Source organism: Rhodoglobus sp. (genome assembly GCF_053580035.1).
In genome coordinates this window covers 1,069,029-1,095,376 of sequence record NZ_JBMDVL010000001.1, presented here as the reverse complement: position 1 = coordinate 1,095,376, position 26,348 = coordinate 1,069,029, and the positions used below count along the sequence as shown (strand labels likewise).

Here is a 26,348-nt window from a genome sequence, read left to right as displayed (position 1 = left end):
CATTCTCCCGTATGAACGCTTCCGCGGGTGCGGAATGTTCTCTATTGGAGCTGTCCTACGTCTTCACGCCACCATAGAGACTGGAAAGAGTTCGAGTGGTGCTCGCAAGGAGGCGACAACATGTCATCAGTGCTGGTTGTGTGCGGTGCAGGTGCATCAAGTACTTTCTTGGCGCATGCTCTTCGCAATCAAGCGGCCGTCCGCGGCATCAAACACACTTTCATTCCGGCTAGCGTCTCGGCTTTGAGCATGCCGTTGACTTCGGTGGATGTCGTCTTGGTGAGTGCGCACGTCACTGACTTCTTTGAGCAAGCGAAAGCCGCAGCAGAACTAATCGGCGCGACTGCGCTGCAGCTACCCATGCTGAGTTTCACTGCCGCGGGCGCTGACATTGCGCTCGACCTGCTCGATTCTCTCCCTCACGCAACAACAGAAAGCAGAAATCATGGCTGAAAATACTCTTCAGGTTGCGTCATCGCATGGGCTTCACGCCCGTCCGGCGTCGCTCTTTGCGCAAGCGGCCGCAGCATCCGGGATTGCCGTCACCATTTCAAAGGGTGACAAGTCAGTCAACGCTGCCAGCATTTTGAGCGTCATTTCGCTCGGCGTCAGCCACGGTGACGAAGTCACAATTGCGGCAGACGGCGAAGGCGCCGACGCGATCATTGCGGAACTCACCGAAATTCTCAGTACCGATCACGACGAAAGCTAGTCGTGTTCGGTCGCTTCCCTCGCAGTATCCCAACATCACAGATATCGGAGTAAAAAATGACAACGTCGTCTACGACCGCCTCGACAGGCGGTGCACGCGTAGGAGTCCAGAAGTTTGGAACCTTCGTCAGTGGAATGGTGATGCCCAATATTGCGGCATTCATCGCCTGGGGCTTCATCACCGCACTATTCATTCAGACTGGTTGGCTGCCGCTGCTCGGCATCGACCCGGTTTGGGTTCAACAGCTCGGTGGTTGGAGTCTCGATCCTGAAGTAACGAACACCGGTCTTGTCGGGCCGATGATCGTCTACTTACTCCCTCTGTTGATCGCTAACACCGGTGGACGCATGGTCTACGGCACCCGAGGTGGAGTTGTCGCAACGATCGCTACCGTCGGCGTCATCGTCGGTGCCGGCATTCCGATGTTCCTCGGTGCGATGCTGGTTGGTCCCAGCTCGGCTTGGGTCATGAAGAAGATTGACGCGCTGTGGGCGGGAAAGATTCGTCCCGGCTTCGAAATGCTCGTCGACAATTTCTCCGCCGGGATTGTGGCTATGTTGCTTGCGATTGCCTCGTTCTTCCTGATTGCGCCGATCGTTACCGCGATTAGCAAGGGGCTCGAAGGCATCATTGGCTTCCTCGTTGACAACAGCCTGCTGCCGCTCGCGAGCATCTTCGTTGAGCCGGGTAAGATCCTCTTCCTCAACAACGCGATCAACCACGGTGTCTTTACGCCGCTCGGTACCGCTGAGTCGCTGGACAAGGGACAGTCGATCCTCTTCCTCATCGAAGCAAACCCTGGCCCCGGCCTCGGGATCCTGCTTGCCTTCGTTGTTTTCGGTGTCGGTCTGCTGCGCGCGAGCGCTCCCGGCGCGATCCTGATTCAGTTCGTTGGCGGTATTCACGAGATCTACTTCCCCTACGTACTGGCTAAGCCGCTTCTCGTTGTTGCGGCGATCGCTGGTGGAGCTACTGGTGTTCTTACGAACGTCATCTTCCAGTCCGGTCTGCGTGCTCCGGCATCCCCGGGATCGATCATCGCGGTCATTGCACAGACGCCTCCGGGAAGCATCGTTGGCGTTCTGCTGTCGGTTGTCTTCTCGGCTGCAGTGTCGTTTGCCGTCGCTGCCGTCATCATCCGTGCCGGTCGCAAGCGTGACCTCGAGGCAATGGCTAACGGCGACGATGCACTTGCTGCAGCCGTTGCTAAGAACGCTGCCAACAAGGGTCGCGACAGCTCGGTAGGCGACCTGCTCGGAACCGGCGCAGCTGCTGGTGCCGCTGCCGGAACGGCTACCGCTACGAAGATCCAGAATGTGGTCTTCGCTTGCGACGCCGGTATGGGTTCGAGCGCCATGGGCGCGACAGTTCTGCGCAACAAGTTCGCTAAGGCTGGCATCGAAGGCGTCAACGTCACGAATAAGGCGATCGCGAACCTTGATGGCACTGAGGACCTCGTCATCACTCAGGACAAGCTCACGGAACGCGCTCAGCAGAAGGTTCCCGGCGCAATCCATGTTTCTGTTGATAACTTCATGAACAGTCCGAAATACGATGAAGTCGTAAACATGGTTGGCAAGTAACAGGAGACATCATGAGCAAGGTACTCGAGCTAGACCAGATCACAGCGGCTGGCACCGCCCGCACTAAAGAGGAAGCGATCGCTGAGGCGGCCGAGATTCTCATCGCTGCTGGTGCGGTAACGCCCGAGTACCTTGGCTTCATGAAGGCCCGTGAAGAGTTGACTTCAACCTTCATGGGCAACTTCCTAGCCATTCCGCACGGCACGAACGAGGGCAAGGACACGATCTTGTCGTCTGCGCTCTCGTTCGTGCGGTACGCGGATCCCATCGATTGGGATGGCAACGAGGTTCGCTTCGTTGTCGGCATCGCTGGAAAAGACGGTGGCCACATGGACACCCTCGCCGCTGTTGCCACAATCTTTAGCGACAACGATGAAGTGCAGAAGCTCATCGACGCCTCGAGCAAAGAAGAGCTCCTCTCGCTGCTCAGCGAATTGAACAACGCATGAAGGCCGTTCACTTTGGAGCAGGAAACATCGGTCGCGGCTTTGTCGGATTGATTTTGCACAAAGCGGGCTACGAGATTGTGTTCGCGGATGTCGCGGCAGAACTCATCGACCGCCTCGCCTCGGCTGACAGCTATCAAGTCCACGAAGTTGGCGCAGAGCCCCACACGTGGACCGTCGATAACTTTCGGGCACTCAACAGTGCAACCCATGAAGCAGCCGTGGTCGAGGAGATCGCCACAGCCGACATGGTCACCACGGCTGTTGGTCCCAACATTCTCAAGTTCGTAGCGCCGCTCATCGCACAAGCAATCGAGGCGCGATCGGCAGACCGAGCGCCATTGCACGTGTTGGCATGTGAGAACGCGCTCTATGCAACAAACATCCTGCGGGCTGAAATTGCTGTTTCTGTCAACGCGGAGATCTTGGCCGCCAAGGCAATCTTCGCCAACACTGCTGTCGACCGCATCGTGCCAGCGCAGGACCCCGCGGCAGGGCTTGACGTAACCGTTGAAGACTTCTTTGAGTGGGCCATCGAAAGCGGACCATTCGGCGACAGTGTTCCGGAGATTGCCGACGTTCATTTCGTGACCGATCTTGAGCCGTACATCGAGCGGAAACTCTTCACGGTGAATACGGGTCATGCGACGCTCGCCTACCATGGCCATGTCCGAGGGGCGGAAACCCTGGTTGCGGCGATGGCGATCGCTGAGGTCGCTGCCGAAGTCGACGCCGTTCTGGCTGAGACCAGCCAAATGCTTATCGCAAAGCATCGGTTCGATGCCGCCGACCATGCGGCGTACGTGAGCACCTGCATCCGACGGTTCGGTAATCAATACTTGCCGGATACTCCAGAGCGAGTTGGGCGTAGCCCACTACGAAAGCTTTCGCGCAACGAACGCTTCATCAGCCCCGCGGCAGTGCTTGCCGCAGCGGGCACCAGGCCAAGTGCATTATTGCGTGCCGTGGGTGCAGCGCTTCAGTTTGATGTCGCCGGCGATCCTGAGAGCGTGAGGATGCTGGAGCTGCGCGCATCGCTTTCCGCCGAGGATTTCGTGGCGAAGGTTATGGACTTGCACGAGGGGGATCCGCTTTATGGGGATGCCGTTGAAACTGTGAAGGCGCAATCTTAGCCCCAGCTTGGCGAAACGCCCGGGATTAGCGTAGGCTTGATCTTTGGTGTTTCAGGCCGATTTTTTCGTGCCTAGATTTTTTCGAAAGTCACTCACCACAATCCACGCAGACCAGCGAACTCCACTTATAGCGACGAAGAGGCTATGGCCAAAAAAGACGGTGTCATTGAGATTGAAGGAGCAGTAGTTGAAGCTCTGCCCAACGCGATGTTTCGCGTTGAGCTAAGTAACGGCCACGTAGTGCTTGCTCATATCTCCGGCAAAATGCGACAGAACTACATTCGAATCCTTCCGGAAGACCGTGTGGTTGTCGAGTTGAGCCCGTATGACCTGACTCGCGGCCGGATCACCTACCGCTACAAGTAACGAGCGCTGGAAAGTAACGTCCACTGTTCCTTTGCAGGACAAGTGGAACGACGACAGCGATTCACAAGGAAAAACTATGAAGGTAGCACCCAGCGTCAAGCCCATGTGTGACCACTGCCGCGTTATTCGCCGCAACGGTCGCGTCATGATCATCTGCAAGTCGAACCCGCGTCACAAGCAACGCCAGGGCTAAGGTTCCGCGAACAGATCGCACCGCGCGCGACGAGAAATCGTCGCGGCACACAACTAAATACAGCTAAATAGCAACACCAGATCTGCAACTTGCGAGAGCGAGAAGCAGGGACACCACCGGTTGGAGGCCGGCGCACAGGTGCTGCTACAGACCTCCACTCACTAACAGGAGAAGCCACTATGGCACGTCTAGCCGGCGTCGACATCCCACGCGACAAGCGTGTAGAGGTCGCACTGACTTACATTTACGGTGTTGGCCGCACGAGGGCACTCAAAACCCTCGCCGACACACAAATCAGCGGAGAAATCCGCGTTCACGATCTCACCGATGACCAGCTCATCGCCCTTCGTGACTACATCGAAGGAAACTTCCAAGTAGAAGGTGACCTCCGCCGTGAGGTCGCAGCAGACATCCGCCGCAAGGTTGAAATCGGCAGCTACCAGGGTATCCGTCACCGCAAGGGACTGCCCGTTCACGGACAGCGCACGAAGACCAACGCTCGTACCCGCAAGGGCCCGAAGCGCACCGTAGCCGGCAAGAAGAAGGCCCGATAGACCCTGGGTTCATTCCCAGCGTCGTCGCCATCAAAGTTTTAGGAGAAAACAATGGCAGCACCAAAATCGGCCGCTCGTAAGCCGCGTCGTAAAGAAAAGAAGAATGTTGCAGTGGGCCAGGCTCACATCAAGTCAACGTTCAACAACACCATCGTCACCATCACTGACCCCACCGGTGCAGTACTTGCCTGGTCATCGTCAGGTGTCGTCGGCTTCAAGGGCTCGCGCAAGTCGACCCCTTATGCAGCACAGATGTCCGCTGAGTCGGCTGCGCGCCAGGCTCAGGAGCACGGTGTCAAGAAGGTAGACGTTTTCGTCAAGGGACCGGGTTCAGGTCGCGAAACTGCGATCCGTTCGCTGCAGGCTGCTGGCCTCGAAGTGGGTTCGATCAACGACGTAACACCGCAGACGCACAACGGTTGCCGTCCGCCCAAGCGTCGTCGCGTTTAGTTTCACGCCGTACTAGCTAGGTAACTAGCTAGTGCTGGCGTCGTGGCGAGGGCCCGTTGTGGCCCTCGCTCACCGCTCCAGCGCACAACTCAATACAACGTCGGGCCAGCCACCCGTCGCCCACAAGTGTCATATAGCGGACACTTTGCCGAAAGGAATCACCAGTGCTCATTGCACAGCGTCCCACCCTTGCTGAGGAGAACATCTCCGAATTCCGTTCACGGTTCGTTATCGAACCGCTTGAGCCCGGTTTCGGTTACACCCTCGGAAACTCCATCCGTCGTACCCTTCTTTCGTCGATCCCCGGAGCAGCTGTCACCAGCATCCGTATCGACGGCGTACTCCACGAGTTCAGCACCGTCGCCGGTGTTAAAGAAGATGTCACCGAGGTCATCCTCAACATCAAGAACCTCGTCGTTTCAAGCGAGCACGACGAACCCATCACCGCTTACCTGCGCAAGCAGGGCGCTGGTGAGGTCACGGCTGCTGACATTTCTGCACCTGCCGGTGTAGAGATTCACAACCCTGAACTCGTCATCGCAACGCTCAATGACAAGGCCAAGTTTGAACTTGAGCTGACGATCGAGCGTGGCCGTGGTTACGTCACCGCAACGCAGAACCGCAGCGAATTTAGCGAAGCCGGCCAAATTCCGGTCGACTCGATTTACTCGCCAGTACTCAAGGTCACTTACCGTGTCGAGGCAACTCGTGCCGGTGAGCGCACTGACTTTGACCGTCTCGTTGTTGATGTCGAAACTAAGTCGGCAATCACCCCACGTGACGCCATCGCGTCAGCCGGTCGTACCTTGACCGAGCTGTTTGGACTCGCCCGCGAGCTCAACACTGCAGCTGAGGGTATCGAGATTGGTCCAGCACCGGTTGACGCCGTGCTTTCGACCGAGCTCAGCATGCCGATCGAAGATCTTGATCTTTCGGTGCGCAGCTACAACTGTCTCAAGCGCGAAGGCATCAACACCGTAAGTGAACTGGTGGCTCTGTCGGAGACCCAGCTCATGAACATCCGCAACTTCGGTCAGAAGTCGGTTGACGAAGTACGCGACAAGCTTGTCGAAATGGGACTGTCGTTGAAAGACAGCGTTCCCGGATTCGACAGCGCGCACTTCTACGGCGGATACGCCGACGACGAGACCAACGCTTGAGCCACTGGCTCGAACCTTTGACACTGGAGAATTAGAAAATGCCTACACCTACTAAGGGCCCGCGTCTCGGCGGTGGACCGGCGCACGAGCGCCACATGCTCGCCAACTTGGCAGCAGCCCTGTTCACTCACAAGAGCATCAAGACAACGGAAATGCGTGCCAAGCGCCTGCGTCCCGTTGCTGAGCGCCTGATCACGTTCGCGAAGAAGGGTGACCTCCACAACCGTCGCCGCGCGCTCGGAATCATCGGCGACAAGACTGTCATCCACGAACTCTTCACGGTCATTGCACCGCAGGTTGAGAACCGCGATGGTGGCTACACCCGCATCACGAAGCTTGGTTTCCGCAAGGGAGACAACGCATCGATGGTTCAGATGGAGCTCGTTCTTGAGCCCGTTACACCGAAGAAGAAGTCGCCGAAGGCCGCCGCTAAGGCTGAGCCCAAGGCTGCTGCAGAAGAGCCCGCCGTTGAGGAAGCTCCCGTCGAAGAAGTCGCAACCGAAGACGTAGCCGTTGAGGCTCCTGCTGAGGACGTTGCTGCAGAGACTGCAGAAGAGAAGTAACTTTCTTCGTTAGAGAAAACCCCGGTTCCGCCTCGTGCGGGCCGGGGTTTTCTTCGTGAAATAGGATTGAATAATGGATCAGCCGATTGCTCACACCGACAATGGTGACGTTCTTGATCCTCAGATGACCCGTCTGCGACTCGATATTTCGTATGACGGCACAAACTTTTTTGGGTGGGGAAAGCAGCCAGTTCTCCGCACCGTTCAGGGCACAATTGAAGACGCACTCGGCGTGATCTTTCGCCGCTTCGGGGTGATCCCCTCCCTCGTCGTTGCCGGTCGAACGGATGCCGGGGTGCACGCGAGCGGGCAGGTCGCTCACCTTGATCTGACTGATGCCCAGCTCCGCAGTCTTGATCGGCCACGTCGGGGGAATATGGGCGGAAAGCGTTATGACGGGCCAGCATCGTTGGCCCGGCGTATCAACGGAATCGCCGGGCTCGAAGCTGATATCCATGTCTCGAGCTCTGAGATTGCCGCTGAAGGCTTCGACGCACGTTTTTCTCCGCTGTGGCGTCGGTACGAGTACCGCATCGCTGACAATGAGTCGCCGCGGGACCCGCGCTATCGAAACCACACGGTGTGGTATCCCGCGACGCTCGATGTCGATGCCATGAACACTGCGGCAAAGGAACTACTGGGGCTCCACGACTGGGCGGCATATTGTAAGCCGCGCGAGGGTGCGTCAACGGTCCGGTGGCTTGAACATTTCAGTTGGCGACGCAATGAAGAAGGAATTATCGTTGCCGAGGTGCGTGCTGACGCGTTTTGCCACAGCATGGTGCGATCGCTTGTTGGTGCTGGCGTTTTCGTTGGCCAGGGCAAGCTTGATGTTGCTCGTCCGTTCGAGATTCGTGATGAACGATCGAAGGGGAGCGAGTACAAGGTCATGCCGGCGAAAGGACTCACGCTCGTCGAGGTCGGCTATCCACCGGACGAGGGTCTGGCGGCACGCGCAGAACTCACCCGATCGCACCGTGATCCGATGGACTAGCGTCAGCGGAGTGTTTGCTGCGTAGCCAAAGTTCCGCTACTGTTGACCCTTGGTGTCTGCGCTATAAGAGCGCGGCATCCGATCATGAGCCCTCCACCTGAATTGTTTCTTCTGAAACAACCATCGGAGCGGGATTCACGAACACCTCACTCGATCAATGAAAGCAGCACTATTGTGACGCGTACATATTCGCCCAAGCCCGACGACGTCAAGCGGGAATGGGTCATCATCGACGCCGCCGACATCGTTCTCGGCCGTCTCGCCAGCCACGCAGCCATCTTGCTCCGTGGAAAGCACAAGGCAACCTTTGCTCCTCACATGGACATGGGTGACTTTGTCATCATCATCAACGCTGAGAAGGTTGCCCTCACCGGCTCCAAGCTCGCAAAGAAGAAGGCCTACCGCCACTCCGGTTACCCGGGCGGACTCACGGCCACCACGTACTCCGAGATGCTGGAGAAGCACCCTACGCGCGCCGTCGAAAAGGCAGTCCGTGGAATGCTCCCCAAGAACTCCCTCGGTCGCGCTCAGCTCTCCAAGCTGAAGGTCTACGCAGGCACTGAGCACCCTCACGCTGCTCAGCAGCCAACTCCGTACACCCTCACCCAGGTCGCTCAGTAGCGCCCGCGCTTTACGTAGCCAAGACTTAAGGACTTATTACTGTGGCCAAGATCGAAGATTCAATCACCGAGGGTGCTCCCGAGTCGTACACGACTGAATCGGCAGCAACCGAGGCGCCTGCTGCGCCTCGCCCCGTACTCACCGTTCCCGGTGCAGCCGTTGGACGTCGCAAGCAGGCAATTGCCCGCGTGCGCCTCGTTCCCGGTTCGGGCACCATCACGGTCAACGGCCGTGAGCTCGCCGAGTACTTCCCCAACAAGCTTCACCAGCAGCTCATCAACGACCCGTTCAAGGTCCTTGACCTGCTCGGTGGTTACGACGTAATCGCACGCATCACCGGTGGTGGCCCTTCCGGCCAGGCCGGCGCGCTGCGTTTGGGTATCTCTCGTTCGCTCAACTTGATCGACGAAGAGAACAACCGTGCGATCCTCAAGAAGGCTGGCTTCCTTACCCGTGACGCTCGCGTCAAGGAGCGTAAGAAGGCTGGACTCAAGAAGGCCCGCAAGGCTCCGCAGTTCTCGAAGCGTTAATCCGCTTTCCCTGCTAGCGGCAACGTATGGCACGTCTTTTTGGTACAGATGGCGTTCGCGGACTCGCGAATAGCGATCTTACTGTCGAGCTTGCGCTCGGCTTGGCTCAGTCGGCAGCAGTCGTTCTGGGCCAAGGCCGGGTTGCTGATGGTCGGCGCGCTTCAGGCCGCCGACCGGTTGCAGTTGTTGCACGCGACCCCCGCGTATCCGGCGAATTCATTTCTGCCGCAGTATCCGCGGGGCTCGCGAGCTCAGGTGTCGATGTCTTCGACGCCGGAGTAATTCCCACCCCGGCAGCAGCGTTCCTCGTTGCCGATTTCAAAGCCGACCTCGGAGTCATGATCTCCGCGTCGCATAATCCCGCCCCAGACAACGGAATCAAATTCTTTGGTCAGGGCGGCACAAAACTTCCCGACGAGGTCGAAGACCGAATCGAAGCAGCGCTTGCAGCCCCGAGCCTCGCGCCCACAGGCATAGAAGTGGGTCGCATCCGAAGGTTCGCCGATGCTGAAGACCGCTATGTCGTGCACCTGCTGTCGACACTCCCCAACCAACTCGGCGGCATCCATGTAGTGCTCGACTGCGCTCATGGTGCGGCATCAGGAGTTTCGCCACAGGTATTCACGGATGCCGGTGCCAAAGTCACCGTCATTGGTGCTGACCCCGATGGCATCAATATCAATGACGGAGTTGGGTCAACTCACCTAGACAATCTTGCTGCAGCGGTGCTCTCACACGGTGCCGATATCGGAATCGCTCACGACGGCGACGCCGACCGTTGCCTCGCCGTCGACAAAGATGGCAAGGTCGTCGATGGCGATCAGATCATGGCGATTCTGGCCGTATCGATGGCTGAGCGCGGTGTTCTTCATGACCGCACACTGGTTGCGACAGTGATGAGCAATTTGGGGCTTCGTCGTGCCATGGCCGAGCACAATATCACGATGCTCGAAACTAAGGTCGGCGATCGCTATGTGCTTGAAGCACTCGGTGAGCACGGCCTATCGCTTGGTGGTGAACAATCTGGGCACGTCATCATGACTAAGTTTGCGACGACCGGTGACGGCATCCTAACCGGATTGCACCTTGTTGCTGAGATGGAGCGAACGGGTAAGACGCTTGCCGAATTGGCTTCGGTGATGACCGTTTACCCTCAGGTGCTCGAAAATGTTCGAGGCGTTGATCATCATTCGCTGGGATCAGACACCGTAATCGCCGACGCCGTTGCTGAGGTTGAGGCCGAGTTGGGCGATACCGGCCGAGTCTTGCTTCGCGCTTCGGGAACCGAACCGATGGTTCGTGTGATGGTAGAAGCAGAGCACCAAGAGATCGCTCAACAAATGGCGGAGCGGCTTGCCGCGGTCGTGCGTGCTCAACTCGGCGCCTAGTCACGATTGACCTGCGAAATACTGCGAGTTGCCGCGCTAGCGCAATGATGTTCGTAGTTACCGCGCGGCCTTATTAGGTCTTGCGCAGCAGCACTTTCGACACCGCGTGATTCGCATCCTTGCGCAAAATCAGTGATGCGCGCGGCCGGGTAGGCAAAACGTTCTGGATAAGGTTTGGCTCGTTTGTGAGCTTCCATACCTGTTGCGCGCGTGCCCGGGCTGCGCTTTCGCTGAGGTCCGCGAAGCGGTGAAAGTACGAGCGCGGATTGCTGAACGCTCCGCGCTGGAGACGAAGGAAGCGCTCCTCGTACCAGCGGGCGATGTCGCTCGTGCGGGCATCCACATAGATCGTGAAGTCGAAGAGGTCGCTGACGGCGAGTTTTTTGCCCGGTGTTGGGGGTTGTAGGACGTTGAGCCCCTCGACGATGAGTACGTCTGGTTTGCGGACTACGACACCCGCATCGGGGATGATGTCGTAGGCGAGGTGGGAGTAAAACGGTGCTCGTACTTCTGGCTCGCCCGCTTTGATCTTGCTGACGAAGCGAAGCAGGGCACGGCGGTCGTAGCTTTCGGGAAACCCTTTTCGCTCCAAGATGCCGCGGCGTTCGAGCTCGGCGTTCGGATGAAGGAAGCCATCGGTTGTGATCAGTTCGACCCTGGGCGTTCCATCCCAACGGGAGAGCAGTTCGCGCAACAGTCGGGCAATGGTGGATTTTCCCACGGCTACTGATCCGGCAACGCCGATCACGAAGGGCGTTCGGGTGGTGGATGCGCCCAAGAACTGAGTGGTTGCGGCGTGGAGCCTCTGAGCATTTTCTGCATAAAGATTGAGCAGACGGCTAAGGGGGAGGTAGACCTCCGAGACCTCGGTGAGGTCGAGTTCATCTCCGAGCCCGCGGAGCTCAATGAGTTCCGTTTGTGTGAGGGGCACTTTCATTTTTGGCGCGAGCTCGCTCCAATCGCTCCGATCGATTTCGAGAAAAGGAGAGATTTGACCGTGTGCGGAGCTATGTTCGTGCATCGGGTTCATCCTATCTGCGCGCGGATACCCAGCTTGGGCAACTAAACTCGTTTCCATGTGTGGAATTGTCGGTTACGTCGGTAACGAAAAAAGCCTTGAGGTTCTCCTCGGCGGTCTCAAACGTCTCGAATATCGGGGCTATGACTCCGCAGGTGTCGCCATTATTGACGACGCGGGGGTGCTGGGTACGCGCAAGCGTGCTGGCAAGCTTCAGATGCTGCTGGATGACCTAGCCGAAGCCCCTCTCGGCAACGGTGCCACGGGCATCGGGCACACCCGGTGGGCTACCCACGGTGGCCCGACGGACGTCAATGCGCACCCGCATTTGAGCCGCGATTCGAAGCTCGCGCTTATTCACAACGGCATCATCGAAAACTTCTCTGAGCTGAAGAACGAGCTGCTTGCCGAGGGTGAAACCTTTGCCAGCGAAACTGACACTGAGGTTGCAGCAATTCTCGTCGGTCGCGAATACGAGAAGACTGGCGATCTCACTGAGGCGCTGCGTGGGGTTGTTGCTCGCCTAGAGGGAGCATTCACTCTTCTCGCCGTTCATGAGGACCAGCCTGGCGTTGTTGTCGGCGCTCGTCGCAACTCACCGTTGGTCATCGGCTTGGGTGATGGTGAAAACTTCCTCGGCTCAGACGTTGCAGCGTTCGTTGAGTTCACGCGTCGTGCCGTCGCTATTGGCCAGGACCAGATTGTTACGATTCGTCCGGACTCTGTTGACGTTATCGACTTCGATGGCAACCGTGTTGAGGTCGAAGAGTTCGATATCGCTTGGGATGCTTCGGCATCAGAGAAGGGCGGCTGGTCTAGCTTCATGGCTAAGGAAATCAGCGAAGAGCCTGATGCCGTAGCCAACACAATTCTGGGCCGTGTTCAGGATGGGCTTGTTAAGCTCACCGAATTTGAGCCGCTTGGTGATGACGTTATCGCCAACATCGACCGCATTGTTGTTATCGCATGCGGAACCGCTGCCTATGCCGGAATGCTCGGCAAGTACGCCATTGAGGCGTGGTCGCGCGTTCCCGTCGACGTTGAGCTCGCGCACGAGTTCCGCTACCGAAACCCGATTCTCACCGATCGCACGTTGGTTATCTCGATCAGCCAGTCTGGCGAGACCATGGACACCCTCATGGCAGTGAAGTTCGCCATGGAATCCGGGGCAAAAGTCGTTTCGGTGTGCAACACGCACGGCGCAACGATTCCCCGCGAGTCGCATGCTGTCGTCTACACGCATGCTGGCCCCGAGGTCGCTGTGGCATCCACAAAGGCGTTCGTCGCTCAGGTGACGGCGCTGTACCTCATTGGACTGCACATCGCGGGTGTTCGCGGAACGCTCAGCGAGGAAGCGATTCGTGAAAATGTTGCCGAGTTGCAGGCCGTACCAGACAAGATCTCTGAGGTTTTGGTCACTTCACAGTCGATCAAGCAGTTGGCACACTGGATGACAGACACTCAGTCGGTTCTTTTCCTCGGCCGCCACGTGGGTTATCCGATCGCGCTCGAGGGTGCCCTCAAGCTCAAGGAACTGGCCTACATTCACGCCGAGGGCTTCGCTGCTGGAGAGTTGAAGCACGGTCCGATCGCGCTCATCGAGCCCGGTCAGGTTGTCTTCGTAATTGTTCCGAGCCCGCGTGACCCCAATTCGCTGCACAAGAAGGTTGTCTCCAACATTCAGGAGATCCGTGCTCGTGGTGCCCGCGTTATTGCTATCGCTGAAAAGGGTGACGCCGCGGTGTTGCCGTTCGCCGATGAGGTCATCCCGATTCCGCTAGCGGGTTCGTTCTTTGAGCCGTTGCTAGCCGTCATCCCGTTGCACATTTTTGGTATGGAGCTTTCAGCAGCGAAGGGACTCGACGTCGACCAGCCTCGCAACCTCGCGAAGTCTGTCACCGTCGAATAGGTCTCACCGTGATTGTGGGGATCGGTGTGGACATCGTTGACATCGCACGCTTCGAGCGTGCTTTGCAGCGCACGCCGACCCTCACCTCTCGCCTGTTCTCTGAGAGCGAACAGCTCAAGGATGGCGTGGCTCGCCCGCTGCGCTCGCTAGCCGGCCGCTTCGCCGCCAAGGAAGCGCTCATAAAGGCGTTGGGCGATTCAACCGGTGTCACCTGGCACGACATGCGTGTCGTCTCAGATCACCTAGGGAATCCGTCCTTTGAACTGCTCAACTCCACAAAGACAATTGCCGAGCGCCGAGGAATCACTTCCGTGCACCTCTCGATGAGCCACGATGCCGGCATCGCGATCGCCTACGTTGTCGCGGAGGCGCACCATGACTGATCTACGCCTCGCAACCATCAGTGCCGCCGCGATCAGCCACAACATGCAAGTCCTACGCGCGCTCGTTGCCCCCGCCAAAGTCATGGCAGTAGTGAAGGCGAATGGGTACGGCCATGGCGCCGTTGAGAGCGCACGAGCAGCGCTCGCCGGCGGTGCAGACTGGCTCGGGGTAGCGGACCTGACCGAAGCGTTCGCTCTCCGAGACGCCGGTATTGATGCCCCGCTCCTTGCATGGTTGCATCAGCCTGGGGCCGCTTTCAGCGAAGCGATCCGCAAGAACATCGAACTCGGGATCAGTAGCACCGCACAGCTCACAGAAGTTGCCTCGGCATCCGGAACAGCCAACGTGCACCTCAAAGTCGATACCGGTTTGCATCGCAATGGTGCGGCTCTCGGCGACTGGCAGCAATTTTTTGAGGAGGCGGTTGCCCACGAGCTGGCCGGTCGCATCCAAGTCCGGGGCATCTGGAGCCATCTTGCGAACGCGGGCACCGCAAACGACACCAAACAGATAGAACATTTTTCCGCCGCCATTGCCCTAGCAGAATCGGTTGGATTACGACCCGAATTTCATCACTTGGCGGCATCTGAGGGCGCAATCAAGTACCCGCACGCCCGCTTCACTCTTGTGAGGTTCGGAATCAGCACGTACGGACTGACCCCAGCCAACGACGTGGATGCCGCAGCTCTCGGTCTGGTGCCAGCGATGACCCTCAGCGCCCCTGTCGTGTCGGTGAAACGGGCTGCCGCAGGTGAAGGTGTCTCGTATGGATTCGATTTCCGCTGCGAGACCGATACCAACTTGGCCCTAGTGCCCCTGGGCTATGGCGATGGCATTCCGCGCCAGGCATCCAATCGCGGCCCCGTCTCCATCAATGGGGTAACCGGCCACATCGCTGGGCGAGTAGCGATGGATCAAATCGTGGTCAATATGGGAGACACCCCGGTTGCCGTCGGCGATCGGGCCGTGGTGTTCGGTAGCTCCATCTCGAGTTCGGACGGAGCGCCGACTACGGTGCCCAGCGCCGAGGACTGGGCGACAGCGGCTGGCACCATTAATTACGAAATTGTGACGCGCATCGGGCAGCGTGTGGTGCGCAGGTACGAGCAGTGACAACGCTAACAATTGATTCCCCCGAACGGATGGCTGAACTAGGGGCAGCGATCGCCGGGCAACTGAGAGCCGGAGACCTTGTTCTCCTCAACGGCGAACTCGGTGCTGGAAAGACGACCCTCACTCGAGCGATAGGTGAGACGTTAGGCATCCGCGGCACCGTAACGAGCCCCACTTTTGTTCTTGCACGCACGCACCCGAGGCTCGAAGCAGGCGAAGTGGCCTCTAATCCTGATGCAGCAGCCGACCTAGCGCCGCTCGTACACGTTGATGCCTACCGACTGGGTAGTGCGGTCGAGCTCGATGACCTCGACATTGATTTTGAAGCATCCATTGTCGTCGTCGAATGGGGCGCAGGGTTGCTCGATGGGGTCAGCCCATCGTGGTTGAACGTAGACATTGTTCGCCCAACCGGTGCAGGTACCGAGCCCACAGCAGGCACCGCGCCCACAGCCAGTCGTGAACGCGACGCTGGCGACGACTTTTCCGAAGAAGCTGTTGAACCACGCACCGTCACCGTGACCGGTCATGGTGCCAAGTGGGCAGAAATGGGGTGGCTTGATGTTCTTAGCAATTGATACATCAGCGGGCACCAGCGTTGCCATCGTCGATGCGACCGGCGTGGTCCGGTCCGCGTGCGACTCTGCAGACACCCGCAAACACGCCGAAGTCATCGGCGATTTTGTTTATAGTTGCCTCGCCGATGCCGGGCTCTCGGTAACCGACCTAACCGGTGTCGTCGCGGGGATGGGCCCCGGTCCTTTCACGGGGCTCCGCGTGGGAATCGTCGCAGCCCGCGCTTTCGCGTTTGGGGCCGGTCTCCCGCTTTACCCGGTGGTCACCCACGATGCCATCGCGCTCGGCGAAACCGCACCAACTCTCATCGCCACTGACGCGAGGCGCAAAGAGTTCTACTGGTCGACCTATGCGGGAACGGATGACGCGGGGTTGCCGATCCGCGTCGCTGGCCCAGCGCTGGCCCCTGCCGCCGAATTGGCCGATCATGTGCCGCACTATGAACGTTATGCCGTGCACGAAGCAGCACCAGTACACGCAGCACAACTGGCTCAACTGGCGCAACTACTGAAGGCAAACGGACGCGAGTTCGCCGGCCACGAAGCGCTCTACTTGCGCTCGCCTGACATCAGTCTTTCCGCAGGACCGAAACGAGTAACCGCATGAGCTGGCAATTGCGCCGCGCTACCCCAGACGACCTTGACGCCATCATGATTATCGAGTCGAGCGAGTTCGCCAATGACGCGTGGTCGAGAGACATGATGGCGGCAGAGATTGTCGACAACCACGGCTATTACCTTGTCGCACACTCGGTAGGGGATCCCACGCAAGTGACGGCCTATGCAGGATTGCGTGCGCCGTTCCGTTCCGGGCAGGCGGACATCCAAACTATTGCTGTCGCACCGGATGCTCGACGCCACGGTATCGGTCGTGCCCTGATGCACGCGCTCATGGTTGAGGCTCGCGATCGCGGGGCAAGTGAGCTCTTCTTGGAGGTGCGTGACGACAACCCTGCCGCCCAACGCCTTTATGATTCGCTCGGTTTTGAACGGATCGCTGTGCGGCCTCACTACTACCAGCCTGATGGCGTTGATGCGATCGTGATGCGACTGACTATTCCTGAGCCGAAACTTTCCCCGGCGGTCGGCAGATGACTGAGTTGTCTGGAGGGGATAGCTCCCGCTCGGAGTATCGCGAGGCTCCGAGCACGCGCAGCCTGCCGATGAACACGACGGAACCGCTCGTGCTGGGAATCGAAACCAGTTGTGATGAGACCGGTATTGGCATTGTTCGAGGAAATCGGTTGCTGGCCAATGTGATTTCTTCCTCCATGGACGAGCACGCACGCTATGGCGGCGTCGTTCCCGAAGTTGCTGCACGCGCGCACCTTGAGGCGATGCAGCCAGCGCTCGAGCAGGCGCTCGCCGCCGCGGGAGTGGAGCTCCACGAAGTCGACGCCATTGCCGTCACGAGCGGTCCAGGGTTGGCGGGTGCGCTCATGGTCGGAGTTGCTGCAGCGAAGGCACTTGCGGTCGCGACCGACAAGCCGCTCTATGCCGTCAACCATCTCGTCGGTCATGTCGGAGCGGATGTGCTGCGTGATGACGGAACCGAGATCGACCTTCCGACAATTGCGCTACTCGTTTCGGGTGGACACACCTCGTTGCTGCATGTGCGTGATCTCGTTTCCGATGTCGAACTGCTCGGCGAGACAATCGATGATGCGGCAGGCGAAGCCTTTGACAAAGTAGCGAGACTGCTGGGATTGCCGTATCCGGGCGGGCCACAGATTGACCGGGTTGCTGCCGGGGGAGATCCCCGTGCGATTCGCTTTCCTCGAGGCCTCAGTCATGCCAAGGATCTGGAGCGGCATCGCTACGACTTCTCCTTTTCGGGTCTCAAGACCGCTGTTGCCCGGTGGGTGGAGCGCGAGCAAGATGCGGGAACAGAATTCTCGATCGCGGATGTTGCCGCTAGCTTTCGAGAGGCAGTCGTTGACGTCCTGCTGACCAAGGCAGTCGCGGCGTGCGTTGATCGAGGGGTGCCTCGCCTGCTTCTCGGTGGCGGGGTTGTTGCGAATGCCCGGGTGCGGGAACTCGCTCAGGAGCGGTGCGACGCTGCCAACATCCAACTCAGGATTCCGCCGCTGTCGTTGTGCACCGACAACGGCGCGATGATCGCAGCGTTAGGTGCCCAATTGGTAATGGCAGGTAAACAACCGTCGACGCTGAGCTTCAGTGCGGACTCGACTCTTCCTGTCACCCAAATTCAGGCGTAGTTTCGCGCTAGGCTCGAACCCAGACACATTGACAGCGTTCTTTCAGGCTGACAATATGGTCGCGCCGCTTTCGGTTTCATCTACTAAGGAGCATTCCGTCATGTCAGAACCCACGCCTTACGCCTCGACGCCAACAGGCGCGCCGGTTGCCAAGTGGAACGTACTCTCCATCGTGTCCCTCGTGACCTCGATTCTGTGGCTTAGCCTCATCGGCATCATCACTGGTCACATCGCACTAAGCCAGATCAAAAAGACTGGCGAACAGGGCAACGTGCTCGCCATCATCGGACTTGTCCTGGGCTACCTCGGTCTACTGGGAGCCATTATTTTTGGCGCGATCATCATCGGATCGTTGGCACTCGGCGGAGCCGTAACCTCGTACTAGATTTTTCCTGTTCGAAGGGCCTGCACAGGTGTGCGGGCCCTTCGGCGTTAACGCGAATTGTTAACGGGAAAATGTTGATGTTCGCTTGCTAAAGTGGCCGAATGGCTACTAACAACTCAGACGGCTCGACGCCGTCGATCCCCACTCCCGCTATTCCTGCGGCATCAAGCGCGCCCAAGGCAAAGGCGACTCCGTCAGCCAAGAAGCCTGCGGCAACGAAGAAGACGACCGCCTCGCCGGCCGCAGCGAAGTCCACACCTGCAGCGAAGGCTTCCCCCACTAAGACTTCAGTTGCCAAGGCTTCAGTTGCCAAGGCTTCCACCACCAAGACTTCCCCTGCCAAGGCTTCCCCCACCAAGACTGCCGCGGCTAAGACTTCCACCACCAAGACTGCCGCGGCTAAGGGCACTGCGCCAAAGGCCACCCCCACAGCGAAGATGGATGCTGCGAAACCCGCAACGGAGAAGGCTGCCGTTCCAGCGCCAGTCGCCCCCACCAGCGCAGCACCGAAGTCAGCAGCGGCACCGGCACCGGCAAAGTCCGCAGTGTCGGCGACAAGTGCTGCTGCGGCCACTCCGGCATCGGCGACGTCAGCTCCCTCGACCCCGCCGGTGCCTCCCGTCACGCCCAACGACACTCCCGCGACGTCGAACGATCCGTACTCCGCGCCAAGCGGTACCCCGATCCCCGGCTACGAGAGTGCAGCTACTCCGGGTCAGGCACCATTCACCCCGGTTCCGGCCGGTCCCCCACAGGGGCTCTCCATCGCCTCGATGGTTACCGGAATCTCGGGCATCCTGCTGTCGTTCGTCGCTTTTGGTTTCTTGCCGGGCGTTGCAGCGGTAGTCATGGGCCACATGGCGCAGAAGAAGCAACCTCAGTCGCGTCCTTTCTGGCTCACGGGCTTGATCACCGGATACATTAGCGTCGCGATCGGCTTGATCACCGGAATCATTATTATTGGCGCATTCCTGCTATTTACTGCAGGCATCAGCCAGATGGGTCCCAGCTTCCGCCGCGATTTCTAGCAGCCACCAGCCCGCTACGCAGGCGAAACAACGCGCCGAGCTAGTAGCGCCCGACGCTTGCCTGCCACGCGCGTAAGAATCAGCGTTGCACTGTGCTCACCCTTCAGTGAGAGCGATGTTCGGAAAGTCGCGGGGTCGATATCGACCCCGCGCTTTTTGATTTCTAGAGTGCCAATCTTGCGGGAAGCGAGTTCCTTCTTGAGTGAGCGCTTATCGAGTGCGAAGTCAGCGACAATCTCGAAACAGGTTGCGAATGGCGAGGCCACTGCTGCGTCTGCACTGAAGTACGCAATCGACGTGTCGAGCATCCGTCCGTTCAGCTGTCTGGTGAGATCTCCGATAAGCCTCGCCCGGATGACTGCCCCATCTGGTTCATAAAGAAACTGCCCTAATTCTCCCGTGGCTTCATCTGCGCTGTCGGAGGCTGCCGTCATTTCGGCGGTGCCGTGTTCACCGATGACCAGTGCGGAGCGACGGATGCCGTCGCGAGCGACTGCACCGAACCACAGCCCGAGCTCTACGACTTCACGGCCGACTGAGATCCACTGGGCTTCAGCATTTTCGGGAATGAGATCGCGATCGATGCCGGGGCCGAGCTTGATTCCGGTGGGATAGCGCTCGGCAAGACTGAAAGCGAAATCGAGTGATGGTGTCCAGTCCGCCGGATTGGTCAGGCGAACGCGAGCATCCCGCCGCGCTGGGTCGAGGTAGATGCCGTCGATCCCTGAGAGATCTGCCGATTCTGCATCGCCGTGAACGACGTGAGCGTTGCTCCAGGGAGCTAGATTGAAGCTCGCGAGCGCTGCGGTGGTTTCGTCCAACTCGACAGCCGTGACGGTGAGGCCGAGGCCTGCGAGCGCGAGGGCGTCTGCGCCGATTCCGCAGCCGAGATCGGCGACCCACTTCACATTGGCGTTACTGAAGCGGCCGGCGTGGAGCGCCGCAACAGGAAGTCGAGTTGCTTGTTCGAGGCCGGCTTCGGTAAAGAGCATCCGTTCGGCAAATGGGCCGAACTTGTTCGCCGCTTTTGCCCGCAATTTGGACTGGCTGAGCACGGCGGCGACGAGGCCGGCGCTGTGGCCAGCTTTTCGCAGTTCGCCGACAGTGCGTACAATTTCGTCGCTCGATTGCCAAGCGGGAAGTGAGTCGAGCAGGCGGAGGCCTTCGGCTGAAAGTAGCTCGCGCAATTCGCTCTGATTCATTCTCTAACCGTATCCGCATCTGTATTGGCACTCACGTTGATCGAGTGCCAACCAAGCCGTATAGTTGATCTGGCACTCCCACAGGGAGTGTGCCAACCCAAGAACTTGAGAAAGAGGTCACACGTGTCGGTGTCCATTAAGCCGCTCGAAGATCGCATTGTTATCAAGCAGGTCGATGCAGAACAGACCACCGCGTCTGGGCTCGTCATTCCTGACACTGCGAAAGAGAAGCCCCAAGAGGGTGAAGTAGTCGCCGTAGGTCCCGGTCGTATCGACGACAACGGAAACCGCGTGCCGCTTGACATCGCCGTAGGCGACAAGGTTATTTACTCCAAGTACGGCGGGACCGAAGTGAAGTACGGCGGAGACGACCTGCTCGTGCTGTCGGCTCGCGACGTTCTTGCTGTGGTCGTTCGCTAAGGCGAAGCGCAAATCATCGCCGAACTTCGCTGTTCGGCATCACTCAAGCCCAAGGCAATTGCCTTGGGCTTTTGTGTTGGGCGGATGTCAGTGGTGCAGCCGGCGCAGCCCTAGACTTTAACGGTGCCCCCGACTTCTCACGCTACTGACCGCGTATCACCGAGCGGCCTCGGTTTTGCGGTATCCGCCTACATCCTGTGGGGCGCGATGCCCATCGCGTTTTTCTTCCTCAAGGACTCAGGCGCCATCGAGATTGTGGCCTGGCGGATTGTTCTCTCACTCGTTTTCTGTGCTGCACTTTTGCTCGTCACGCGTGGCTATGCGCGGGTGATGGTGATTGTGCGCGATCGTCGAACTTTCTGGACTCTGGGTTTGGGCGGCGCTTTCGTTGTCGTGAACTGGCTTGTCTACGTTTATGCAAGCCTCAACGGCCACATCGTTGAAGCATCGCTTGGCTACTTCACGAACCCCATCGTGACCGTATTGCTTGGCGTCATCATTCTTCGAGAACGACTCCGCCCTCTACAGTGGGTCGCGATTGGCATCAGTGCGCTCGCTGTTCTTGTGCTGGCGATCGGTTACGGAAAATTCCCCTGGATCGCTTTGGCTCTGGCCTTCAGCTTCGGTCTCTATGGACTCGTAAAGAAGAGCGTTGGACCGAAGGCGGATGCGCTGGGTGGACTAGCAGTCGAAACAGCATTCTTGACGCCAATCGCCATAATAGTTCTGTTTGTATTGGGCGCCAATGGCACTCTTTCGCTTGGCTCCGTTAGCACTAGCCACACGGTTTTGACGCTGTGTCTTGGCGCCATCACCGCGATCCCCTTGATCCTTTTTGCTGCCGCCGCCCGCCGTCTGCCGCTCACCTACATGGGCCTCGCCCAGTACTTGGCACCAATACTGCAGCTTGTGGTTGGCGTCTTCATCTTCCATGAGGCTATGCCGCCGGAACGCTGGTTAGGATTTGCCATTGTGTGGGTGGCGTTGGCTATCCTCACCTTCGATCTCTTCCGTCACTCGTCTCGTACTCGGCTTGGTTCGCCAGCCGAAGCTCCTGGCGCACCGTAGTATTCCTGTGAAGGTGCGTGATCGCCCGAAGGTTGCGGTGCCGAGAGAGGTAAGTCAATGACGAGGTTTCGTGCAAGTCGACGTCTAATCGTTGCGGCATCCGTTGCCGTCGCTCTTGCAGCGTGCAGTTCACCGGCACCGACGCCCACTCCGGTGGTTTCGGCAGCAGCGTCACCTACTCCGACCCCGGTTGTAACTCCTGCGGGTGATGGCGTGCTGCGAGTGGGCACCATCTTTCCGACGAGTGGAACATTCTCCTTTCTCGCTGCTGCGCAAGCGGCGGGGGTGGCTGCTGCAGTCAAGGAGATCAACGCGGCTGGCGGAGTAAACGGTGCCCCCGTTGAGATTGTGAGTGCAGACTCGGGTGAGGCAAAGACCACAAAGCTCGAGTCATCGTTTAAGGCACTGGTGTCTAAGAAGGTTGATGTGGTCATCGGACCGTCGTCGTCGGCTCTCGCGCAAAGGGCTATCCCTCTCGCAATCGAAGCCAAGATTCCGGTAATTTCTCCTGCTGCCACCTTCTCGACCCTGGGCGATGTTTTCGACGATGGCTACTTCTTCCGCACGATACCGGCCTACGACCAGCAGGGTTATGCGCTCGCAGAAGCCCTTGCGGGCGGGGAAACAACTCAGCGCATCGCATTTGTTTATGTCGCGGATGACGAGGGTATTGCGCTTCATGACACGTTCGTCACTGCCCTCGCCGAGTACGGCAATGAACTCGTAGCCGACGAAGTTTTCACCAGCACAACCACCAACTTTGATTCGATCGTTGCCAACCTTAAGAAAGCGAAGCCCGATTTTGTTGTTGTCGGGTCGACGTATGACGCCGTCAAGGCAACTAAGGCCGCTATCGCAAAACTTGTGGCCGCTGGGTATAAGGGTTCGAAGCTCTGGCTTACGTCACTGAACACTGGTGACTATTCGCAATCGTTCACGAACGGCACGCTGAAAGGGGTGCGGGGGGTCATTGAGGGTGCGCAGCCATCGAAGACGTTCATCGCGACGCTTAAGGCAACCAATTCGAAACTCACGAGCTACCGCTATGCAATGGAGTCCTATGACGCCACTATGTTGGCTGCTCTCGCGGCGATCGTTGCCCAGGATGACGCGGGGGAGCAGGTTGCTGGTTCCCTCTATGACGTCTCAAAGGGCGGAGTGAAGTGCCTGAGTTTCGCTGAGTGTTTAGAGGTCCTGAAAACAACAAATGACATCGACTATGACGGTGTCTCGGGAACAGTCAACTTCACGCCAGACGGAAACATTGAGCCCGGATACTGGGGAAAGTACACCTACAACGGCGAAAATAAGTTCGTGTTCACGGCGGGATCGATCGTCGGATAGAACGAGTGCCGCCCGGATTGGGGGCACTTTTTGGCCGCGAATTGGCTTTGCTGAGTTCGTGTTTCGCGATTTGCCCACTACCGTAACAATGCCGCTTTCTGTTTCGAGCGGTAGATAGGAGCGACTGTGATGACATCCATAGACCGTGGATCACGCGTATCGCTGCGGACCCGTCGCGGGTTCACAGCAGTTGCTGGCGTTCTCGCCGCAGTTCTTGTTCTCAGCGGATGCTCGGCTGAAGAAGCCCCACCGGAGCCCATCGCGCCCAAAGATTTGACCCTCACCATTGGTGCTCTCGTTCCCGAGACCGGGTCACTCAAAAAGTTTGCCCCCGCCGTTTCGGCTGCGATTGCGTTGGCGGCCCAGGACGTCAATGATGCCAATGCCAACCTCACGGTGACGGTCGAGACTCAGGACTCAGGCGACTCAACAGGCACGACTGCAGAAGATGCTGCCACTGAGTTGCTTGCGGCAAGAGCAACCGTGATTATTGGTGGCCTGTCGAATGGTGTCTCCAAAAAGGTGATCGACAAGATCACTGGCGCGGGCGTCGTCGAGATTTCGCCAGCGAACGATTCTCCTGATTTCTCGAATTATGACGACAGCATGTTGTACTGGCGAACATCGCCATCGTGCGCGCTCGAAGGTTCTGCTCTCGGCGCCGAAATGGCTGACCGCGTTGACGGCTCGATCGCGATTCTCTCCGAAGATGCGTTGTGCGGCCCCCTCCTGCCTCGCGCAGTCGGTGAAACCTTCCAGCGCGGTGGTGGCGAAGTCATTGTCGAAGAGACTATCGACGACAAGGCAACGGGCCTCGACGATCAAATCGCTGATGCCATTGCCGCAAAGCCTGATGCCGTTGCAATTCTGGGAACCACTCAGGCCGAGAAGATTGCCAAGGCGTTCATCGCGGCCGGCTACTCGGGCGATCAACTCTTCTTTAGCGGACTGTCGTTGGGGGAGCGCGGCTCGGGATTTGCTGCAGGAAGTCTGACGGGGTCGATCGTCACTCATCCCGGACTAGAAATTTCGACGATTTCTGATTTCACTGACAGGCTCCTGGAGATCAACCCGAGCTTGAAAGACTTCAGCTACGCCGCGGAGAGCTATGACGCGGTGATCTTGGCGAGCCTCGCCGCTTTGGCGGCGCAGAAGACAAGCGGAAAAGCGATCTCGAGCAAAATGCAAGAAGTCTCGGGTGGTGTTGGTGACGGTGAGGTCGTGACCAATTTTGCGGATGCCGCAAAGATTATCCTCGATGGCGGAACCGTAGATTACGACGGTGTTTCGGGCCCGATAACCCTCAGTGACAATGGCGATCCTCAGGACGCGATCATTGGTATTTACCAGTACGGTAGCGACAACGTGTACACCCGGATTAACTGAGTAACATCTGCGTTTCTGAAGAGTCTACGTATGGTAACGATTCTTAAGAGTGTTACAAGGCTGTAGTACAGACGTATTGTGCATACGTCCCGAGTGGGCATAGCTTGACTGTGTGGCGACACCGCAGTGCCACATTTGATTCCTGAACACATTCGAAACGCAAGGAGCAACATGAGCGTATTCGCGAAGGCTACGGCCTCCCCATCACGGTCCAAGCGGACCCTGTTGAGCGGTCTCGCAATCGTCGGTGCAAGCGCACTGGTATTGGCTGGCTGTGCAACTGACGGAGGGGAAACTCCTTCTGGCAACGGTGGTGGCGACCTCAGCTTGAAACTCGGAACGGCACTCCCGGTAACCGGTAACCTCGCATTCCTCGGCCCGCCCGAGATCGCAGGAACCGAGTACGCAGCTGCTCAGGTTAACGAGGCAGATGCAGGCATCCAGATCGACCTGATCCAGGGCGACTCCGGTGACACCGACAACAAGGCATACGAGACTGAAATCCCTCGTCTGCTCAATGAAGATGTTTCCGCAATTCTTGGTGCAGCATCCTCGGGTGTTTCACTTCAGTTCATTGACCAGGTTGTTGGCGCTGGAGTTATTCAGTTCTCGCCGGCAAACACCTCGGCCGCATTCACGACGTACGACGACAAGGGCCTGTACTTCCGTACCGCTCCTTCCGACGTGCTTCAGGGTGAGGTTCTCGGTAACCTGATCGCTGCTGACGGTCACGAGACCCTCGGCATGATCGTTCTCAACGACTCCTACGGAACTGGCCTTGCCAAGTTCACGCAGGAAGCGTTCGAAGCCGCCGGTGGTGAAGTTGTTTCACAGCCCACTTACAACACCGGTGACACCACGTTCGATGCTCAGATCTCAGAAGTTCTTGCTTCTGACCCTGACGCAATCGCACTGATCACCTTCGAAGAAGTTTCGACCATGCTTCCGAGCATTGTCAGCAGCTTCCCGGCCGAGAACCTCTACTTCGTAGACGGTAACCTCGCCAACTTCGGTGACGAGCTGGCTCCTGGTACCCTCACGGGCGCCAAGGGAACCTTGCCCGGCCTGAGCGTCGACACGATTGCTGACTTCACGTCGGCAGTCAACGACTTCTGGGTTGAGTCTGGCCAGCCCGAGCTTTCAGAATTCAGCTATGCAGCTGAGTCCTACGACTCGGTCATCTTGCTCGCTCTCGCATCGCTCGCAGCCGGTTCAACCGACTCCGCAGCAATCGCAGAGAAGCTGCAGGAAGTATCAGGCGGTTCAGGTAACGGCGAGAAGTGCACCACCTTCGCCGACTGTGCAGAAATCATCAACGGTGGCGGCGTAGCTGACTACGACGGCATCTCTGGTCCGATCTCCTTCGATGAACTCGGTGACCCCACCGAGGCCAAGGTTGGTATCTACCAGTACGGTGACGACAACACGTACAGCGCATACAACGGCTAATACCCGCTAAGCATCGCTAAGAGAAAGGCCCCAACCCGTTTAGGGTTGGGGCCTTTTTCGTGCGCCTACGCCTCGGCTAACACGCCTGACGGCTGCCGGGGCCGTTCTACCCCGAGCGATGCTGAAGCAGATTCACGGATGGCCCTGGTTCTGTA

31 protein-coding genes are annotated in these 26,348 nt (G+C 58.4%); 29 read left to right on the top strand and 2 right to left on the bottom strand.

What is annotated here, in order from left to right:
* Window positions 1-120 precede the first annotated feature (120 nt).
* From ACOH1Z_RS05420 to glmM, 15 genes are all read left to right on the top strand, one after another.
* Window positions 121-453: a PTS sugar transporter subunit IIB gene (locus ACOH1Z_RS05420; RefSeq protein ID WP_449647432.1), complete on the top strand. Its 333-nt coding sequence runs from the start codon at window positions 121-123 to the stop codon at window positions 451-453.
* Window positions 446-712, top strand: a complete 267-nt coding sequence (locus ACOH1Z_RS05415; protein WP_449647431.1) for an HPr family phosphocarrier protein — start codon at window positions 446-448, stop codon at window positions 710-712. The genes ACOH1Z_RS05420 and ACOH1Z_RS05415 overlap by 8 nt, the downstream gene beginning before the upstream one ends.
* A 56-nt stretch (window positions 713-768) precedes the next feature.
* A complete protein-coding gene (locus ACOH1Z_RS05410; protein ID WP_449647430.1) occupies window positions 769-2,295 on the top strand; it encodes a PTS mannitol transporter subunit IIBC in 1,527 nt (508 codons plus the stop codon).
* A gap of 11 nt (window positions 2,296-2,306) precedes the next feature.
* Entirely contained in the window at window positions 2,307-2,744 is a 438-nt protein-coding gene (locus tag ACOH1Z_RS05405) for a PTS mannitol transporter subunit IIA (protein ID WP_449647429.1), read from the top strand.
* The gene (locus ACOH1Z_RS05400; RefSeq protein WP_449647428.1) at window positions 2,741-3,874 is read left to right on the top strand and encodes a mannitol-1-phosphate 5-dehydrogenase; all 1,134 of its coding nucleotides are present in this window, start codon (window positions 2,741-2,743) and stop codon (window positions 3,872-3,874) included. Before ACOH1Z_RS05405 ends, ACOH1Z_RS05400 begins: the two co-directional genes overlap by 4 nt.
* A 144-nt stretch (window positions 3,875-4,018) precedes the next feature.
* Window positions 4,019-4,240, top strand: a complete 222-nt coding sequence (gene infA / locus ACOH1Z_RS05395; protein ID WP_009773103.1) for a translation initiation factor IF-1 — start codon at window positions 4,019-4,021, stop codon at window positions 4,238-4,240.
* A gap of 76 nt (window positions 4,241-4,316) precedes the next feature.
* Window positions 4,317-4,433, top strand: coding sequence for a 50S ribosomal protein L36 (gene rpmJ, locus ACOH1Z_RS05390; RefSeq protein ID WP_449647427.1), 117 nt, complete (start codon window positions 4,317-4,319; stop codon window positions 4,431-4,433).
* Between the two features lie 179 nt (window positions 4,434-4,612).
* On the top strand, window positions 4,613-4,987 hold the full coding sequence (gene rpsM, locus ACOH1Z_RS05385; protein ID WP_009773101.1) for a 30S ribosomal protein S13: 375 nt from the start codon (window positions 4,613-4,615) through the stop codon (window positions 4,985-4,987).
* 51 nt (window positions 4,988-5,038) lie between these two features.
* Window positions 5,039-5,437 carry a 30S ribosomal protein S11 gene (gene rpsK, locus ACOH1Z_RS05380; protein ID WP_009773100.1) on the top strand — a complete coding sequence of 133 codons (399 nt, stop codon included), beginning with the start codon at window positions 5,039-5,041 and terminating at the stop codon, window positions 5,435-5,437.
* A gap of 164 nt (window positions 5,438-5,601) precedes the next feature.
* Window positions 5,602-6,597: a DNA-directed RNA polymerase subunit alpha gene (locus tag ACOH1Z_RS05375; protein ID WP_219950252.1), complete on the top strand. Its 996-nt coding sequence runs from the start codon at window positions 5,602-5,604 to the stop codon at window positions 6,595-6,597.
* A gap of 38 nt (window positions 6,598-6,635) precedes the next feature.
* The gene (gene rplQ / locus ACOH1Z_RS05370; RefSeq protein WP_449647426.1) at window positions 6,636-7,160 is read left to right on the top strand and encodes a 50S ribosomal protein L17; all 525 of its coding nucleotides are present in this window, start codon (window positions 6,636-6,638) and stop codon (window positions 7,158-7,160) included.
* 73 nt (window positions 7,161-7,233) lie between these two features.
* A complete protein-coding gene (locus tag ACOH1Z_RS05365; RefSeq protein ID WP_449647425.1) occupies window positions 7,234-8,154 on the top strand; it encodes a tRNA pseudouridine synthase A in 921 nt (306 codons plus the stop codon).
* Between the two features lie 174 nt (window positions 8,155-8,328).
* Complete coding sequence (gene rplM, locus ACOH1Z_RS05360) at window positions 8,329-8,775, top strand: 50S ribosomal protein L13 (protein WP_343922643.1); 447 nt, start codon at window positions 8,329-8,331, stop codon at window positions 8,773-8,775.
* Window positions 8,776-8,816: 41 nt separating this feature from the next.
* Window positions 8,817-9,305, top strand: coding sequence for a 30S ribosomal protein S9 (gene rpsI / locus ACOH1Z_RS05355; protein ID WP_449647424.1), 489 nt, complete (start codon window positions 8,817-8,819; stop codon window positions 9,303-9,305).
* Window positions 9,306-9,331: 26 nt separating this feature from the next.
* The gene (gene glmM, locus ACOH1Z_RS05350; protein WP_449647423.1) at window positions 9,332-10,693 is read left to right on the top strand and encodes a phosphoglucosamine mutase; all 1,362 of its coding nucleotides are present in this window, start codon (window positions 9,332-9,334) and stop codon (window positions 10,691-10,693) included.
* Window positions 10,694-10,766: 73 nt separating this feature from the next.
* Here glmM and coaA read toward each other — a convergent pair whose 3' ends face one another.
* Window positions 10,767-11,723, bottom strand: coding sequence for a type I pantothenate kinase (coaA, locus tag ACOH1Z_RS05345; protein ID WP_449648205.1), 957 nt, complete (start codon window positions 11,721-11,723; stop codon window positions 10,767-10,769).
* A gap of 46 nt (window positions 11,724-11,769) precedes the next feature.
* Between coaA and glmS the strand changes: the two genes are divergently transcribed.
* The 9 genes from glmS to ACOH1Z_RS05300 all read left to right on the top strand — a co-directional run bounded on the left by glmS (window position 11,770) and on the right by ACOH1Z_RS05300 (window position 19,324).
* Complete coding sequence (gene glmS, locus ACOH1Z_RS05340; protein WP_449647422.1) at window positions 11,770-13,620, top strand: glutamine--fructose-6-phosphate transaminase (isomerizing); 1,851 nt, start codon at window positions 11,770-11,772, stop codon at window positions 13,618-13,620.
* 8 nt (window positions 13,621-13,628) lie between these two features.
* Entirely contained in the window at window positions 13,629-14,003 is a 375-nt protein-coding gene (locus ACOH1Z_RS05335) for a holo-ACP synthase (RefSeq protein ID WP_449647421.1), read from the top strand.
* Window positions 13,996-15,117 carry an alanine racemase gene (alr, locus tag ACOH1Z_RS05330; RefSeq protein ID WP_449647420.1) on the top strand — a complete coding sequence of 374 codons (1,122 nt, stop codon included), beginning with the start codon at window positions 13,996-13,998 and terminating at the stop codon, window positions 15,115-15,117. The genes ACOH1Z_RS05335 and alr overlap by 8 nt, the downstream gene beginning before the upstream one ends.
* Window positions 15,114-15,695, top strand: a complete 582-nt coding sequence (gene tsaE / locus ACOH1Z_RS05325) for a tRNA (adenosine(37)-N6)-threonylcarbamoyltransferase complex ATPase subunit type 1 TsaE (protein ID WP_449647419.1) — start codon at window positions 15,114-15,116, stop codon at window positions 15,693-15,695. Before alr ends, tsaE begins: the two co-directional genes overlap by 4 nt.
* Window positions 15,679-16,299 (top strand): tRNA (adenosine(37)-N6)-threonylcarbamoyltransferase complex dimerization subunit type 1 TsaB, encoded by a 621-nt coding sequence (tsaB, locus tag ACOH1Z_RS05320; RefSeq protein WP_449647418.1) that lies wholly within the window; start codon window positions 15,679-15,681, stop codon window positions 16,297-16,299. The genes tsaE and tsaB overlap by 17 nt, the downstream gene beginning before the upstream one ends.
* Window positions 16,296-16,787 (top strand): ribosomal protein S18-alanine N-acetyltransferase, encoded by a 492-nt coding sequence (gene rimI, locus ACOH1Z_RS05315; RefSeq protein WP_449647417.1) that lies wholly within the window; start codon window positions 16,296-16,298, stop codon window positions 16,785-16,787. Before tsaB ends, rimI begins: the two co-directional genes overlap by 4 nt.
* A 68-nt stretch (window positions 16,788-16,855) precedes the next feature.
* Complete coding sequence (gene tsaD / locus ACOH1Z_RS05310; protein ID WP_449648204.1) at window positions 16,856-17,911, top strand: tRNA (adenosine(37)-N6)-threonylcarbamoyltransferase complex transferase subunit TsaD; 1,056 nt, start codon at window positions 16,856-16,858, stop codon at window positions 17,909-17,911.
* Window positions 17,912-18,011: 100 nt separating this feature from the next.
* The gene (locus ACOH1Z_RS05305; RefSeq protein ID WP_449647416.1) at window positions 18,012-18,296 is read left to right on the top strand and encodes a DUF4190 domain-containing protein; all 285 of its coding nucleotides are present in this window, start codon (window positions 18,012-18,014) and stop codon (window positions 18,294-18,296) included.
* Window positions 18,297-18,397: 101 nt separating this feature from the next.
* A complete protein-coding gene (locus tag ACOH1Z_RS05300) occupies window positions 18,398-19,324 on the top strand; it encodes a DUF4190 domain-containing protein (RefSeq protein WP_449647415.1) in 927 nt (308 codons plus the stop codon).
* Between the two features lie 14 nt (window positions 19,325-19,338).
* Here the strand turns inward: ACOH1Z_RS05300 and ACOH1Z_RS05295 are convergent, their stop codons facing one another.
* A complete protein-coding gene (locus ACOH1Z_RS05295) occupies window positions 19,339-20,526 on the bottom strand; it encodes a THUMP-like domain-containing protein (protein WP_449647414.1) in 1,188 nt (395 codons plus the stop codon).
* Between the two features lie 123 nt (window positions 20,527-20,649).
* Between ACOH1Z_RS05295 and groES the strand changes: the two genes are divergently transcribed.
* From groES to ACOH1Z_RS05270, 5 genes are all read left to right on the top strand, one after another.
* Window positions 20,650-20,946, top strand: coding sequence for a co-chaperone GroES (gene groES, locus ACOH1Z_RS05290; protein WP_021809375.1), 297 nt, complete (start codon window positions 20,650-20,652; stop codon window positions 20,944-20,946).
* A 123-nt stretch (window positions 20,947-21,069) separates the two neighbouring features.
* A complete protein-coding gene (gene rarD, locus ACOH1Z_RS05285; RefSeq protein WP_449647413.1) occupies window positions 21,070-22,014 on the top strand; it encodes an EamA family transporter RarD in 945 nt (314 codons plus the stop codon).
* Between the two features lie 57 nt (window positions 22,015-22,071).
* Complete coding sequence (locus ACOH1Z_RS05280; RefSeq protein ID WP_449647412.1) at window positions 22,072-23,358, top strand: ABC transporter substrate-binding protein; 1,287 nt, start codon at window positions 22,072-22,074, stop codon at window positions 23,356-23,358.
* A 129-nt stretch (window positions 23,359-23,487) separates the two neighbouring features.
* Entirely contained in the window at window positions 23,488-24,744 is a 1,257-nt protein-coding gene (locus ACOH1Z_RS05275; protein WP_449648203.1) for an ABC transporter substrate-binding protein, read from the top strand.
* Window positions 24,745-24,915: 171 nt separating this feature from the next.
* Window positions 24,916-26,193 carry an ABC transporter substrate-binding protein gene (locus ACOH1Z_RS05270; RefSeq protein ID WP_449647411.1) on the top strand — a complete coding sequence of 426 codons (1,278 nt, stop codon included), beginning with the start codon at window positions 24,916-24,918 and terminating at the stop codon, window positions 26,191-26,193.
* Window positions 26,194-26,348 lie beyond the last annotated feature (155 nt).